Source organism: Neorhizobium sp. SOG26, assembly GCF_003491345.1.
Lineage (GTDB): Bacteria > Pseudomonadota > Alphaproteobacteria > Rhizobiales > Rhizobiaceae > Neorhizobium > Neorhizobium turbinariae.
Window position 1 is genome coordinate 2452253 of the sequence record NZ_CP025512.1, and the last position, 14731, is coordinate 2466983.

Genomic DNA, 14731 nt, shown 5'->3' on the forward strand with positions numbered 1-14731 from the left:
GAAAATTGATACATCATTGATCTACACATATCTGGGTGATATGCAAGAGACATTGCGGGAGGCCGCGAGGAGGATTTTGATGACTGTTGTACCCATTACGTCGCCCGATCTCGATGCAGCCGAGGTCTCCTGGTTTTCGGCCCTCTGCTCCGACGACTACGCCTATCTCGGTGTGCCGGACGACGCGCTGAAATCCAGCTGGGAACATTGCTCTGACATCGTAAAGCGGGCCGAAGCACTGGGATTTCGCAACATCCTCTGCCCCTCCTCCTACCAGGTCGGTCAGGATACGCTGAGCTTCGTGGCAGCCGCCTCGCAGGTAACCAGCAAGATCAACCTGCTCGCCGCCATCCGTTGCGGTGAGATGCAGCCGATCATGCTCGCCCGTACAGTCGCCACGCTCGACCACATGCTGAAAGGCCGGCTGACGCTCAACGTGATCAGCTCGGATTTCCCCGGCGAAGTCGCCGACAGCGCCTTCCGGTATCGCCGCAGCCATGAAGTCGTGCAGATCCTGCGCCAGGCCTGGACGCGCGACACGATCGACCACGAAGGCGAGGTCTACACCTTCAAGGGCGTCGCCACGGAGCCGGCACGGCCATACCAGCAGAATGGCGGTCCGCTGCTTTATTTCGGCGGGTATTCCCCGGATGCACTGGAACTCTGCGGCGCCCAATGCGACGTCTACCTGATGTGGCCGGAAACGAAGGACCAGCTCGCCGAACGGATGAAGGCCGTCCATGCACGGGCCGAGGCGCATGGCCGCACGCTCGATTACGGCCTGCGCGTCCACATGATCGTGCGTGACACGGAACAGGAAGCCCGCGAGTATGCCGAGCACCTCGTCTCCAAGCTCGATGACGAATATGGCCAGTTGATCCGGGCCCGCGCCCATGACAGCAACTCGCTCGGCGTCTCGCATCAGGCAAAGGCGCGCGAACTTGCCGACAAGTTCGGTTATGTCGAGCGACATCTGTGGACCGGCATCGGCCGTGCCCGCTCCGGATGCGGCGCCGCACTCGTCGGCTCGACGGACCAGGTCCTGTCGCAGATCGAGGAATACCAGAAGATGGGCATCCGCGCCTTCATCTTTTCCGGTTACCCGCATCTCGACGAAGCAGAACATTTCGGCCAGAAAGTTCTGCCACAACTGAAAACCTGCTCGCTGCCGCACGCTTATGGCCGCGTTCCGACTGAAACTCCCGCAACGCCGCTCGGCACAGGAAAACGTCACTGATGACTTCGACCCAGATTGATCGCGTCGCACTTTCGCCAGAACTCGAACTGAGCCGCCTCGTCTACGGCATGTGGCGCATCGGCGACGACGCCGACACCTCGCCAAGGCACGTGCAGGCCAAGATCGAAGCCTGCCTAGAGCAGGGCATCACCACGATGGACCATGCGGACATCTATGGTGGCTATACGGCTGAAGCGATCTTCGGCGCAGCGCTCAAGCAGGCGCCACAGCTGCGCGACCAGATGGAAATCGTCACGAAATGCGGCATCGTCGCGCCGGCCGGCCGACATTCGGCGGTGCGCGGCAAGCACTATGATACCAGTGCCGAGCACATCAACGCCTCGGTCGAAGCCTCACTGCGTGATCTCGCCGTCGACCATATCGACCTGCTGCTGATCCACCGGCCGGACCCGTTCATGGATCCCGACGTCACCGGCCCGGCACTCGATGCACTCGTTGCCTCCGGCAAGGTGCGCGCGGTCGGCGTTTCCAACTTCCGTCCCTGGGATTTCTCGCTGCTGCAGTCGTCCATGGAAAGCGAACTGGTGACCAACCAGATCGAAATGAGCCTGATGGAAACCAGCGCCTTCACCAATGGCGACCTCGCCTACCTGCAGGAGCGCGCGATCGCCCCCATGGCATGGTCGCCACTCGGAGGCGGTTCGCTCTTCAAGAACGCGGGCCTGATGTCGATCCTTGAAGGCGTTGCCGGCGAGCAGGGCGTCGATGCCACCGCCGTTGCCGTTGCCTGGCTTCTGGCCCACCCGGCCGGCATCCTGCCGGTGCTCGGCACCAACAACCTCGACCGCATCAGGAAGATCGGTGACGCAGCGCGCGTACCGATCGATCGCCAGACCTGGTTCGAGCTCTATTCCGCAGCCATCGGGAAGGATGTTCCATGACGATTGCCGTCGAAACGGTGGGGGCAAGCGAGCATGTCTTTGTGCCGGATGCGTCGACGACGAAGCACTACCGCAACGCCCTCGGCACCTTCACCACGGGCGTGGCGGTCGTGACGGTGAAAACCCCGAACGGGCCTATCGGCATGACGGTGAACAGCTTCACCTCGGCGTCGCTCGACCCTCCGCTAGTTCTCTGGTCACCGGCGAAAAGCTCCTCCCGTTACGAGGCGTTCATGGCAGCCGAACACTTCGCCATTCATGTACTGAGCGCCGAACAGGATCTTATCAGCACCCGGTTCACGCGCGGCGGGCTCGGTTTCGACGACCTGCCCTGGCAGGAAAATAGCGAGGGCGTGCCGGTAATCCCGGGAACGCTCGCCCGTTTCGAATGCGCGCTTGCCAACCGGCACGACGCAGGCGATCACACGCTGATCCTCGGCCGGGTGCTGCGGGCCGCGCACCGGGAGGGCGAGCCGCTCTGCTTTTCGCGCGGCACCTTCGGCCGTTTCCAAAGCCACTAAACATTTGACCGACGCAGGCGGAGCAGATTAGGCAGGTGAGACACCTACCGAAACAGGCTCTCCATGACGATCATCAGACCTGACATCAGCGCCCGTGCTGCGGCAGCGCCACGCAGTGGCATCGGCGAAATCGTGACCTATGCGCGTGGACGCGAAAACCTGATGCCGCTCTGGATCGGCGAAGGCGACCTGCCGACGCCTGACTTCATCACCCGCGCCGCAAGTGACGCACTGCTCGCCGGCGAAACCTTCTACACCTGGACGCAAGGCATCCCGGCGCTTCGCGAAGCGATCGTGCGCTACTACGCACGGCACTACGGCCGGGAATTGTCAGTCGACAACATCTACGTCACCGGCTCCGGCATGCAGTCGATCGTGCTGGCAATCCAGACCGTTGCCTCTTCCGGTGACGAGATCATCTACCTCTCACCTGCCTGGCCCAATGTCGTGAACGCCATGACGGTGGCGGAAGCAAAGCCTGTGACGGTGGAGCTCGGGTTTACCGACGGCCGCTGGGTGCTGGATGCCGAGCGGCTGGAAGCGGCCGTCAATTCGAAAACCCGCGCCCTGTTCATCAACTCCCCGTCCAACCCGACAGGATGGACCGCAACGCTGGACGACCTGAAGGCGGTGCTCGAGCTTGCCCGCAAGCATGGCCTCTGGATCATCGCCGACGAGATCTACGGCCTCTACCACTTCAACGGCGGCCGAGCGCCATCCTTCATGGATGTCATGGAGCCGGATGACCGGATCATCTTCGCCAACTCGTTTTCCAAGAACTGGTGCATGACCGGCTGGCGCGTGGGCTGGATGGTGGCGCCGGCGGAAACGGGCCAGACGCTCACCAACCTCATCCAGTATTCGACCTCCGGTGTCGCCCAGTTCATGCAGCAGGGTGCGATTGCCGCCCTCGACCACGGCGATGACTTCATTCGCACCAACATCGAACGCGCCCGCACCTCGCGCGACATCCTCTGCGACGCACTGATCGCGACGAACCGGGTCGAGACGCGAAAGCCGGATGGTGCGCTTTATGCCTTCCTGAAAATCGACGGCGTCACCGACAGCCGCGCCGAAGCCTTTCGCATTGTCGATGAGACGGGTGTCGGTATGGCGCCGGGCACTGCCTTTGGACCGGGGGGCGCGGCCTTCATGCGCGCCTGCTATCTGCGCGATCCGGGTCAGATCGAAGATGCCGCCCAACGCTTGAGCGATTATATCCGTCGACGCTGAAACGACTGAGGGGCCCGAAGGCCCCTCTTTTCCTGTCTACTCTTCGAAGTCCTCGGCGACCGGCGCCGGCCGGCTGCCCGAGATGATCTCGCGCTTGCCGACATGGTTGGCAGCACCAACCAGGCCTTCCTTTTCCATCCGCTCGACCAAAGAGGCGGCGCGGTTGTAGCCGATCGACAGGCGGCGCTGGATATAGGAGGTCGAGCACTTGCGGTCCTTCATGACGACCTTCACGGCCTTCTCGTAAAGATCGTCGCTGTCGTCACCGCCCATGGCGCTCTTGTCGAACACGGCTTCCTGCGAACCCTCGTCCTCCTCGGCGCTTTCTTCATCCTCGGTGACGGTGCCGAGATAATCCGGCCGGCCTTGCGTCTTGAGGTGACGCACGACGAGTTCGACTTCCGCGTCCGACACGAAAGGCCCATGGACGCGCGAGATGCGCCCGCCGCCGGCCATGTGCAGCATGTCGCCCTGACCGAGCAGTTGTTCTGCGCCCATTTCGCCGAGTATGGTGCGGCTGTCGATTTTCGACGTGACCTGGAAGGAAATGCGTGTCGGGAAGTTCGCCTTGATCGTGCCGGTGATGACATCGACCGAGGGACGCTGCGTCGCCATGATCAGGTGGATACCAGCAGCACGGGCCATCTGCGCCAGACGCTGGATCGCGCCTTCGATCTCCTTGCCGGCGACCATCATCAGGTCAGCCATCTCGTCGACGATGACGACGATGTATGGCATCGGCGACAGGTCGAGTTCCTGTTCCTCGTAGACGATCTCGCCGGAGCTGCGGTCGAAGCCGGACTGCACGCTGACGGTGATCACCTCGCCCTTTTCGCGAGCCTGCGCGGCACGCTGGTTGTAGCCGTCAATATTGCGAACGCCGAGACGCGACATCTTGCGATACCGGTCTTCCATCTCACGCACGGCCCATTTCAGGGCCAGCACCGCCTTCTTCGGATCGGTTACGACCGGGGTCAGCAGGTGCGGGATACCGTCATAAACGGAGAGTTCAAGCATCTTCGGATCGATCATGATCAGGCGGCATTCTTCCGGACGAAGCCGGTAGAGCAGCGACAGGATCATGGTGTTGATGGCAACCGACTTGCCCGAGCCGGTAGTACCGGCAACGAGCAGGTGCGGCATCTTGGCCAGTTCAGCGATGACAGGCTCACCGCCGATCGTCTTGCCGAGGCAGAGCGCCAGGCGCTGCTTGGTTTCCCAATAGTCCTCGCACTCGATGAGCTCACGGAAATAGACGGTTTCGCGGGTCGCGTTCGGCAACTCGATGCCGATGACATTGCGGCCGGGCACGACGGCGACACGTGCCGAGAGCGCCGACATGGAGCGGGCGATATCGTCCGAGAGGCCGATCACGCGGGACGACTTGACGCCAGGTGCCGGCTCGAACTCGTAAAGGGTAACGACCGGGCCCGGGCGGACATCGATGATCTCGCCGCGAATGCCGAAGTCCTCCAGCACGCTTTCCAGAAGACCGGCGCTCTGCTGCAGGGCGTCGGGCTGCAGCGCCTGGCCCCGTTCGCCCTGCGGTTCCTGCAGGAGCGAGATCGGCGGGAATTCGTACTCGGCGACATTCGGACGAACGCTGCGGGCGCGGCTTGGAGCCGGCTGTGGCTGGGCGATCAAGACGGGCGCCGGGGTCGGAGTGGCCGCGACAGGCGTCGGAGCCTCAACCGGTGCCACGACGGCGGGTGCAGGCGCGACGACGGCGGCAGCCGGCACGGCAGCGACGACAGGCTCGGGCGTTGCCGTCAGGGCAGGATTGGGCCGCGCGGTAACCTGTGGGCGCGGCGACGCGGCAACCACGACCGGGCGTGCAGCGAGCTTGCGCGGCACCTCGCGATAAAGGGCAGTCACCGGCGCGCCCGGCTGGTGAACAACCGCCTGCGGGACGAACTTCGCCTGCGCCACTGGCGTCTCGGCGACACCCCGTTCTACCGGGCCTTCCAGTTCGAAAGGCATGGCCTCCCAGAAAGCGAAGTCGGAGATCGCGATATCGTGGCGCGGTGCGGCAACAACCGGCGGCTCCACGACAGATGCAGGCGTTACTGGTGCAGCGACGGTCGGTGCAGGCGCTACCGGTGCGGCCATTACTGGTTCAGGCTCCGGCTGCGGCGGCACGAATTTCTTCACCTCCGGCGCATGGTAACGCATGGTCGCTGCCAGCCGCTGCAGGCCGGTGATCTGCTCCAGCGGATCAACAGGCGCCGGCGCCGAATCGATGACCGGTGCCGGGGGCGCAACCTGGGGAACCTCCTCAGGCGGAATCACCTCGATGGGTTCGGCGACGGCTTCCACGAGGCGGGCGGCCGCCTGCTCCAGCGGAACGCGCCCACCGTTGTTCTTACGGCCGAGCACGCTTTCCGGCGTGCGTGTGAAACGCACGTTCGGCGCAAGGCGGAAGGCCGCCTGCCACGGCGCCTGCTCCAGAACCGGCTGGTTAAAATCCGCCAAGCTCTGCGGGCGCGGGGGTTGCGGCGCCATCTCGACTCCATCGTCGCTGGCGCCCGGATTGTCGGAACTCTGGGGGAGATTATGGCGTGTGAACTGCATGAGAACCGTACGATGAACAAGGAGGGTACATTAGGACATGAAGTAGAAAATAAAGGTTAACTGGTCCTTTCCAGCGCCCCATCGCGGGACGAATCCCACCGGTCATTTCTCGGCCGCTTGCCAAGCATGCTGCACTGCGTCATTCCTATAAGAATGCCGGCGCCCGATCTCACCATCCTGGTCATCGATGAAAATGCCATCCGTGCTTCCATCATCGAGGAAGGGCTGCGGGAGGCTGGTTACAATCACGTCACGGTGGTTCAGGAAGTCAACGGGATCGCCCGCATCATCGAAACGGCGAAGCCGGATGTGATCGTCATCGATATCGAGAATCCGAATCGCGACATGATGGAGCATCTGTTCCAGCTCACCCGCACCGTCAGCCGGCCGATCGCCATGTTTGTCGATCGCTCCGATACCGCGCTTATAGAAGCAGCGATGGAGGCTGGCGTTTCGGCCTATGTGGTCGATGGTCTGAAAAAAGAGCGGGTCAAGGCCATCCTCGACATGGCCGTGCACCGGTTCAACGCCTTCAGCCGCCTGCAGCGGGAACTGGCGGAAGCGAAATCGGCGCTGGAGGAGCGCAAGGTCGTCGAGCGCGCCAAGGGCATTCTGATGAAGATGCGCGGGCTCTCCGAAGAGGAAGCCTTCGCGCTGCTGCGCCAGACGGCCATGAACGAAAAGAAGAAGATGTCGGACATCGCCCAAAGCGTCGTCACGGCCGCTGGGTTGTTGATGTGATGGCGATGAGCAAGTGGTCCGGAGGAAACCGGAAGTGATGAGGATGAACGAAGCCGGATCCAGTCTTGGGGCGCCATCCCGTATCGCGGGCACGGAGCCAAAACTGCTGCGCGCCGGCTTCATTCCGCTGGTCGATGCCTCGGTGCTGATCGCCGCGGCGGAATACGGCTTTGCCGCGCGCGAAGGGCTGACGCTCGACCTGGTGAAGGACGTCTCCTGGGCAAATGTGCGCGATCGCCTCGCCTTCCGGCAGTTCGACATCGCCCACATGCTCTCCCCCATGCCGGTTGCCGCGCAACTGGGGCTCGGCTCCAACCCCTCCCCGACGATCACGCCTTTCTCGCTCGGTCGCGGCGGCAATGCCATCACCTTGTCGACCCGGTTGTTCGAGCGGATGCAGCAGGTTGGCGGGATTGCCGAAACCGCCACGGCGCTGGAAAACGCGCAGGCGCTGGCCGCGGTGATCGCCGCAATGAAAGAGCAGGGTGAACCGCTGCCGACCCTCGGCATGACCTACCCGTTCTCCTCCCACAATTACGAATTCCGCTATTGGCTGGCGGCCGGTGGCATTCATCCCAACCAGGACGTGAAGCTTGTAGTCGTGCCGCCGCCGATGACATCCGACGCATTGGCAGCGGGCGCAATCGACGGGTTCTGCGTCGGCGCGCCGTGGAACATGGTGGCGTCGGAGCGTGGCGTCGGCCGCATCGTTGCCGCCAAGCAGGACATCTGGCCATCCGCCCCGGAAAAGGTGGTCGCCATGCGGCCGGATTGGGCGGAAAACCATCCCGAGACGGTGGCGCGCCTGATCACCGCCCTCGACGCTGCAGCCCGCTGGTGCGACAACCCGGATAATCGTGATGCGCTGGCTGAGGCGCTTGCAGATCAGCGTTTCCTCGCCGCGCCGGTTCACATCATCCGCCAGGTGCTCGCCGGTGAGTTCAGCCTTGACGCCAAGGGCAACCGGCGGGTCATCCCGAACTACTTCCAGTTCCACGAAGGCCACGCCAACTATCCGAAGCCCGGGCATGCCTTGTGGATCTATAGCCAGATGATCCGCTGGGGCCAGGCGGAAGGGAGTGAAAAGGGCATGGCCGCGGCTGCGGGTGCCTACCGGCCGGACCTTTATCGTGCCGCCTTGGGCACGGGACCCGCGGTTGATGATCTCTCAACAGAAGGTGCGGATGTATCTGACGCCTTCATGGACGGCCATGTCTTCGATCCGTCTACTCTCTTGGCTTATGTCGAGGGCTTCTCCGTACGCACGAAACTTGGCCTCACAACCTCTCCTGACGAGCCTGAAGCCTAACCGTCCTGCACATCCTTTGCGCGCCGCAGAAGATGCAGACGCTCATCGTTTTTGCATACGTTCCGGATGCCTAATTAAAAGGCGCTCTGAAAATCGTCCCATTTGTGTAATTGCCGCAGTGACTTAGGCAGTCACCACCAATTTGGCACGGCCCTTGCAAAGCTATTCCTGCACCGGTCAATGGCGACTGGCGCAGATAGGCGCGGCATAAGCGCCTGCAAAAGACACCGACGTCGTAAGGTTTTTGCTGTCCGGGATCCTCCCCCCGCAGACGCAATCTCCGAGCGGCGTTTTTTTGTGCCTGAAAACCAGCCAGAGCGAAGCTGGCAGCAGAGGGAACCTGCGCATGACGATGATTTTCAAGAGCGGCCTTTCCCGCCGCAGCATGCTCAAGACCACCGCCACCGCAGCCCTCGTCGGCGCGGTCAAGACAGCCTTTCCCTCCGGCGCCCTTGCTGCGGGGCCCGGCCCGGAAGTGAAAGGCGTCAAGCTCGGCTACATCGCGCTCACTGATGCTGCGCCGCTGATTGTCGCCAAGGAAAAAGGCCTGTTTAAAAAACACGGCCTGCCGGAGGTCGAGGTTGCCAAGCAGGCGTCCTGGGGTGCCACCCGAGACAACCTCGTGCTTGGCGGCGCCGCGAACGGCATCGACGGCGCGCATATCCTCTCGCCGCTCCCCTACCTCATGCACACCGGCCGGGTGACGCAGAACAACAAGCCGGTGCCGATGGCGATCCTGGCGCGCCTCAACCTCGACAGCCAGGGGATCTCGGTCGCGAAAGAATATGCCGAAACCGGCGTGCAGCTCGACGCCTCGAAACTGAAGGCTGCCTTCGAGAAAAAGAAGGCCGAGGGGAAGGAGATTAAGGCCGCCATGACCTTCCCCGGCGGCACGCACGACCTCTGGATCCGCTACTGGCTCGCCGCCGGCGGTATAGATCCGAACACAGACGTCTCGACCATCGTCGTGCCGCCGCCGCAGATGGTGGCCAACATGAAGGTCCGCAACATGGACGTCTTCTGTGTTGGCGAGCCGTGGAATGAGCAACTCGTCAACCAGAACATCGGCTTCACCGCCGCCACCACGGGTGAGCTCTGGAAGGGGCATCCGGAAAAGGCGCTCGGCCTGCGCGCCGACTGGGTGGAGAAGAACCCGAATGCCGCGAAAGCCCTGCTGATGGCCGTCATGGAGGCCCAGCAGTGGTGCGAAAGCATGGACAACAAGGCGGAGATGGCTGAGATCCTCGGCCGCCGCCAGTGGTTCAACGTCCCGTCAAAGGATGTGCTCGGGCGCCTGAAGGGCGACATCAACTACGGCAACGGGCGCAACGTGAAGGGCACCGACCTCTTCATGAAGTTCTGGCGCGACCACGCCTCCTACCCCTTCAGGAGCCATGACAGCTGGTTCATCGCGGAAAACATCCGCTGGGGTTACCTGCCCGCAGATACCAACATCAACGCGTTGATCGGCGCAGTAAACCGCGACGACATGTGGCGTGAGGCTGCCAAGGATCTGGGGATCGCCGCCGCCGACATCCCCGCCTCGTCCTCGCGCGGCAAGGAGACCTTCTTCGACGGCAAGGTATTCGATCCGGAAAACCCATCCGCCTATCTCGAAAGCCTGTCGATCAAGGCCGCCTCCTGATTCCCCACCTCCGGCGCGCTCCCCTGGGGTGTGCCGGCTTTTTCCATTTCGAACGGAGCGTGCTGATGTCCGCCCTCGCAAAACAACCGAAGCTCGCCGCAGTCACCGCGGCAAATCCACAAGCTACCGTCGTGCCGTTCTCCGGCAGGCAGGTCCGCAAGATCAACCTCAGGCACGTCGGCGCCACCGCCCTGCGCAACGTCGCTCCGCCGCTGGTCGTCATGACCCTGATCCTGCTCGTCTGGCAGACCCTGTGTTCTTCGCCAGACGCATCTCTCCCCTCGCCGCTTGTCGTCTGGGCGGAAGCCTATGACCTGATCGCCTTTCCGTTCTTCAGCTACGGCTCACAGGACATCGGACTCGGCTGGCGCGTGCTCGTTTCCCTTCAGCGCGTCGCCTATGGCTTCGGCCTTGCGGCTGTTGCCGGCGTCCTTGTCGGGGCGATTATTGGTCAGTCGGTCTGGGCCATGCGTGGGCTGGACCCGATCTTCCAGGTGCTGCGCACCGTGCCGCCGCTCGCCTGGCTGCCCCTCTCGCTCGCCGCCTTCCAGGATTCCAACCCGTCCGCCATCTTCGTGATCTTCATCACCTCGATCTGGCCCGTCATCATCAACACCGCGGTCGGCGTGCGCAACATCCCGCAGGACTACCGCAATGTGGCTGAAGTGCTGCGGCTCAACCAGTTCGAGTTCTTCTTCAAGATCATGTTGCCGTCGGCCGCGCCCTACATCTTCACGGGGCTTCGCATCGGCGTCGGCCTCTCCTGGCTTGCGATCGTTGCGGCCGAAATGCTGACCGGCGGTGTCGGCATCGGCTTCTTCATCTGGGACGCGTGGAACTCGTCGCGCCTGCCCGACATCATCGTCGCACTCGCCTACATCGGCGTCGTCGGCTTCGCCCTCGACAAGCTCGTGGCCGCGCTCGGCACCGTCATCACCCGCGGCGCATCGGCTAATTAGGGAGCATTCCATGAACGCCTACCTGAAGCTCGACCATATCGACAAGCATTTCGACCGCGGCGGCACCCGCGCCGAGGTGCTGAAGGATATCAACCTGACGATCGTCAAGGGCGAGTTCGTTTCGATCATCGGCCATTCCGGCTGCGGCAAGTCTACCCTGCTCAACCTGATCGCCGGGCTGACGCCGGTCTCAGCCGGCGCGGTGCTCCTGGAGAACCGGGAGGTCAACGAACCGGGCCCCGAACGCGCGGTGGTGTTCCAGAACCACTCGCTGCTGCCCTGGCTGACTGTCTATGAAAACGTCAATCTCGCCGTCTCAAAGGTCTTCAAGAACAGCAAGACCAGGGTCGAGAAGCACGACTGGGTAATGGCCAATCTCGACCTCGTGCAGATGGGGCATGCCAAGGACAAGCGGCCGGCGGAGATCTCCGGCGGCATGAAGCAGCGCGTCGGCATTGCCCGGGCACTCGCCATGGAACCGAAGATCCTCCTGCTCGATGAGCCGTTCGGCGCACTCGACGCCTTGACCCGCGCACACTTGCAGGATGCCGTGATGGAGATCCACGCTCGGCTCGGCAACACGATGGTGATGATCACCCACGATGTCGACGAGGCGGTACTGCTGTCGGATCGCATCGTGATGATGACCAACGGACCCGGGGCGCGCATCGGCGAAGTGCTAGACGTGCCGATCCCGCGACCACGCCATCGCATCGAACTCGCCTCCGACCGCACGTATCTGAAGTGCCGCGAGGCCGTCCTCAAATTCCTCTACGAACGCCACCGCTTCGTTGAAGCCGCGGAGTAAACGACATGACCGAAAAACTCGTCATCATCGGCAATGGCATGGCGCCGGGGCGCATGCTGGAACATCTCTTTGAGCAGGCCCCCGGCCGCTACAGCGTCACGATCTTTAACGCCGAACCGCGCGTCAACTATGACCGCATCATGCTTTCCCCGGTGCTCTCGGGCGAGAAAACCTATGAACAGATCGTCATCCATGGCGACGGCTGGTACATCGACCACGGTATCACCCTCTACAAGGGCCATCGGATCGTCGCGATCGATCGCGTCGCAAAGACTGTCACCTCCGACCATGGCGTGACCGAAAGCTACGACAAGCTGGTGATCGCCACCGGCTCCGTGCCCTTCATCATCCCCGTTCCCGGCAAGGATCTGCCGGGCGTCATCACCTATCGTGACCTCGATGACGTGCAGGCCATGCTGCTGGCAGCGCAATCGCGCGAAAAGGCTGTTGTCATCGGTGGTGGCTTGCTGGGCCTCGAGGCGGCGGCAGGTCTTGCCCAGCGCGGCATGGACGTGACCGTGCTGCATGTCATGCCGACGCTGATGGAACGTCAGCTCGATCCGGCCGCCGGGTACCTTCTGCAGAAGGCGGTCGAAGAGCGCGGCATCAAGGTAATCTGCAAGGCCAATACCAAGCAGATCATCGGCGACGGCAAGGTGGAAGGCGTCGAACTGGATGATGGCCGCATCATCCCTGCGACGCTCGTCGTCATGGCGGTTGGCATCCGCCCCAACGCGGGGCTTGCCAGGGACGCGGGGCTCGCGGTCAACCGCGGCATTGTCGTTGACGCCGGCATGCAGACCTCAGACGGCGACATCTATGCGATCGGCGAATGCGCCGAAGTGGGCGGCATGGTCTACGGCCTCGTCGCACCGCTTTACGAGATGGCCCGTGTCGCTGCCGCCCATCTGGCGGGGGATACCGGACCGGCCTTCGTGCATTCCGATACACCGACCAAGCTGAAGGTCACCGGCATCGACCTTTATTCCCTTGGCGACTTTGGCGATGGGGACGACCGGCAGGAGATCGTGCTGCGTGACGCCACCGCCGGCGTCTACAAGCGCCTGGTGCTGAAGGACAACCGGATCATCGGCACCGTCCTCTACGGCGAGACCTCCGACGGCGCCTGGTTCAACGACCTGAAGAAGAAGGCCGTCGACATTTCCGACATGCGCGAGACCCTGATCTTCGGACAGGCCTATCAGGGAGGGTCGCCGCTGGACCCTATGGCGGCCGTTGCAGCCTTGCCGGATGATGCGGAAATCTGCGGCTGCAACGGCGTCTGCAAAGGCAAGATTACCGGCACGATTACGGCCAAGGGCCTGACGACGCTGGACGACGTGCGCGCCCACACGAAGGCGTCCGCCTCCTGCGGCACCTGCACCGGCCTCGTCGAACAGTTGATGAGCCTCACCTTGGGCGACGCCTACAACCCGAAGGCCGTGCAGCCCATGTGCCCCTGCACCGAACTCGGCCATGACGATGTGCGCCGCCTGATCAAGGCCAAGGGCCTGAAGACCATTCCGGCCGTCATGCAGGAGTTGGAATGGAAGACATCCTGCGGCTGCGCCAAATGCCGCCCGGCGCTGAACTATTACCTCGTCTGCGACTGGCCGGATGAATATGCCGACGACTACCAGTCGCGCTTCATCAACGAGCGCGTCCACGCCAACATTCAGAAGGACGGCACTTATTCGGTGGTGCCGCGCATGTGGGGCGGCGTCACCAACGCGGATGAATTGCGCGCCATCGCCGATGTCGTAGACAAGTTCGCGATCCCGATGGTGAAGGTCACCGGCGGCCAGCGCATCGACCTGCTTGGCATCGAAAAGGAAGACCTTCCGGCGGTGTGGGCCGATCTCGGCAAGGCCGGCTTCATCTCCGGCCAGGCCTATGCCAAGGGTCTGCGGACGGTAAAAACCTGCGTCGGCTCCGACTGGTGCCGCTTCGGCACGCAGGATTCGACCGGGCTCGGCATCCGCATCGAAAAGTTCATGTGGGGCTCCTGGACGCCGGCGAAGTTGAAGATGGCTGTCTCCGGATGTCCGCGAAACTGCGCCGAGGCGACCTGCAAGGACATCGGCGTCATCTGCGTCGATTCCGGCTTCGAGATCCATTTCGCCGGCGCCGCCGGTCTCGACATCAAGGGCACGGAAGTGCTGGGTCTCGTGAAGACCGAGGACGAAGCGCTCGAGCATATCGTGGCGCTGACGCAGATGTACCGGGAACAGGGCCGCTACCTCGAGCGCATCTACAAATGGGCGAAGCGCATCGGTCTCGACGAGATCCGCCGGCAGATCATGGAGGATGCCGACAAGCGCAAGGCCTACTACGAGCGCTTCGTCTTCTCCCAGAAATTTGCCCAGGTCGACCCTTGGTCGGAGCGCGTCTCCGGCAAGGACAAGCACGAGTTCAAGCCGATTGCCACCGTCGGCTTCCATCAGGCAGCGGAGTGAGGACATGGACATGAACTGGCACCCGATCGGCGACATTTCCGACATTCCACTTCTCGGCGCACGCTGCGTGAAGACGCCCTTCATGAAGATCGCGGTTTTCCGCACCGGCGAGCATGAGGCTTACGCCATCGAAAACCGCTGCCCGCACAAGGCCGGTCCGCTTTCGGAGGGCATCGTCCACGGCAATTCCGTAACCTGCCCGCTGCACAACTGGGTGATCTCGCTCGAAACGGGCAAGGCACTCGGTGCAGACGAGGGCGAGGTGCGGACCATCCCGCTGAAAAATGAAAGCGGTCAACTCTTCCTTGCGCTGGAAAGCGTGATGCTGGAAGCGGCGGAGTAGCAACCC

12 protein-coding genes are annotated in these 14731 nt (G+C 62.9%); 11 read left to right on the plus strand and 1 reads right to left on the minus strand.

Annotated features, from left to right (window positions below):
- Positions 1–79: 79 nt before the first annotated feature.
- The 4 genes from CYG48_RS12150 to CYG48_RS12165 all read left to right on the plus strand — a co-directional run bounded on the left by CYG48_RS12150 (position 80) and on the right by CYG48_RS12165 (position 3893).
- Positions 80–1237, plus strand: a complete 1158-nt coding sequence (locus tag CYG48_RS12150; RefSeq protein WP_118850625.1) for an LLM class flavin-dependent oxidoreductase — start codon at positions 80–82, stop codon at positions 1235–1237.
- A gap of 14 nt (positions 1238–1251) precedes the next feature.
- Positions 1252–2139, plus strand: a complete 888-nt coding sequence (locus CYG48_RS12155; RefSeq protein WP_118851634.1) for an aldo/keto reductase — start codon at positions 1252–1254, stop codon at positions 2137–2139.
- Positions 2136–2660 (plus strand): flavin reductase family protein, encoded by a 525-nt coding sequence (locus tag CYG48_RS12160; RefSeq protein ID WP_118850626.1) that lies wholly within the window; start codon positions 2136–2138, stop codon positions 2658–2660. The genes CYG48_RS12155 and CYG48_RS12160 overlap by 4 nt, the downstream gene beginning before the upstream one ends.
- 63 nt (positions 2661–2723) lie before the next feature.
- Complete coding sequence (locus CYG48_RS12165) at positions 2724–3893, plus strand: pyridoxal phosphate-dependent aminotransferase (RefSeq protein WP_118850627.1); 1170 nt, start codon at positions 2724–2726, stop codon at positions 3891–3893.
- Positions 3894–3929: 36 nt separating this feature from the next.
- Here the strand turns inward: CYG48_RS12165 and CYG48_RS12170 are convergent, their stop codons facing one another.
- Positions 3930–6464 carry a DNA translocase FtsK gene (locus CYG48_RS12170; protein WP_118850628.1) on the minus strand — a complete coding sequence of 845 codons (2535 nt, stop codon included), beginning with the start codon at positions 6462–6464 and terminating at the stop codon, positions 3930–3932.
- A 126-nt stretch (positions 6465–6590) separates the two neighbouring features.
- On the opposite strand from CYG48_RS12170, the gene CYG48_RS12175 reads away from it, so the two are divergent.
- The 7 genes from CYG48_RS12175 to nirD all read left to right on the plus strand — a co-directional run bounded on the left by CYG48_RS12175 (position 6591) and on the right by nirD (position 14725).
- Positions 6591–7205 carry an ANTAR domain-containing response regulator gene (locus tag CYG48_RS12175; RefSeq protein WP_118850629.1) on the plus strand — a complete coding sequence of 205 codons (615 nt, stop codon included), beginning with the start codon at positions 6591–6593 and terminating at the stop codon, positions 7203–7205.
- A gap of 37 nt (positions 7206–7242) precedes the next feature.
- Positions 7243–8514, plus strand: coding sequence for a CmpA/NrtA family ABC transporter substrate-binding protein (locus tag CYG48_RS12180; RefSeq protein ID WP_118850630.1), 1272 nt, complete (start codon positions 7243–7245; stop codon positions 8512–8514).
- Between the two features lie 346 nt (positions 8515–8860).
- Complete coding sequence (locus CYG48_RS12185) at positions 8861–10159, plus strand: CmpA/NrtA family ABC transporter substrate-binding protein (RefSeq protein ID WP_118850631.1); 1299 nt, start codon at positions 8861–8863, stop codon at positions 10157–10159.
- A 65-nt stretch (positions 10160–10224) separates the two neighbouring features.
- Entirely contained in the window at positions 10225–11118 is an 894-nt protein-coding gene (gene ntrB, locus CYG48_RS12190) for a nitrate ABC transporter permease (protein WP_118850632.1), read from the plus strand.
- Positions 11119–11128: 10 nt separating this feature from the next.
- Complete coding sequence (locus CYG48_RS12195; protein WP_118850633.1) at positions 11129–11926, plus strand: ABC transporter ATP-binding protein; 798 nt, start codon at positions 11129–11131, stop codon at positions 11924–11926.
- Between the two features lie 5 nt (positions 11927–11931).
- The gene (gene nirB / locus CYG48_RS12200; protein WP_118850634.1) at positions 11932–14382 is read left to right on the plus strand and encodes a nitrite reductase large subunit NirB; all 2451 of its coding nucleotides are present in this window, start codon (positions 11932–11934) and stop codon (positions 14380–14382) included.
- A 10-nt stretch (positions 14383–14392) separates the two neighbouring features.
- On the plus strand, positions 14393–14725 hold the full coding sequence (gene nirD, locus CYG48_RS12205; RefSeq protein ID WP_118851635.1) for a nitrite reductase small subunit NirD: 333 nt from the start codon (positions 14393–14395) through the stop codon (positions 14723–14725).
- Positions 14726–14731: the final 6 nt, after the last annotated feature.

Bases quoted from the DNA above. Each gene is read 5' to 3' on its own strand.
- CYG48_RS12150 (WP_118850625.1), top strand. From the start codon at position 80: ATGACTGTTGTACCCATTACGTCGCCCGATCTCGATGCAGCCGAGGTC.
- CYG48_RS12160 (WP_118850626.1), top strand. From the start codon at position 2,136: ATGACGATTGCCGTCGAAACGGTGGGGGCAAGCGAGCATGTCTTTGTG.
- CYG48_RS12165 (WP_118850627.1), top strand. From the start codon at position 2,724: ATGACGATCATCAGACCTGACATCAGCGCCCGTGCTGCGGCAGCGCCA.
- CYG48_RS12170 (WP_118850628.1), bottom strand. From the start codon at position 6,464: ATGCAGTTCACACGCCATAATCTCCCCCAGAGTTCCGACAATCCGGGC.
- CYG48_RS12175 (WP_118850629.1), top strand. From the start codon at position 6,591: ATGCTGCACTGCGTCATTCCTATAAGAATGCCGGCGCCCGATCTCACC.
- CYG48_RS12180 (WP_118850630.1), top strand. From the start codon at position 7,243: ATGAGGATGAACGAAGCCGGATCCAGTCTTGGGGCGCCATCCCGTATC.
- CYG48_RS12185 (WP_118850631.1), top strand. From the start codon at position 8,861: ATGACGATGATTTTCAAGAGCGGCCTTTCCCGCCGCAGCATGCTCAAG.
- ntrB (WP_118850632.1), top strand. From the start codon at position 10,225: ATGTCCGCCCTCGCAAAACAACCGAAGCTCGCCGCAGTCACCGCGGCA.
- CYG48_RS12195 (WP_118850633.1), top strand. From the start codon at position 11,129: ATGAACGCCTACCTGAAGCTCGACCATATCGACAAGCATTTCGACCGC.
- nirB (WP_118850634.1), top strand. From the start codon at position 11,932: ATGACCGAAAAACTCGTCATCATCGGCAATGGCATGGCGCCGGGGCGC.
- nirD (WP_118851635.1), top strand. From the start codon at position 14,393: ATGAACTGGCACCCGATCGGCGACATTTCCGACATTCCACTTCTCGGC.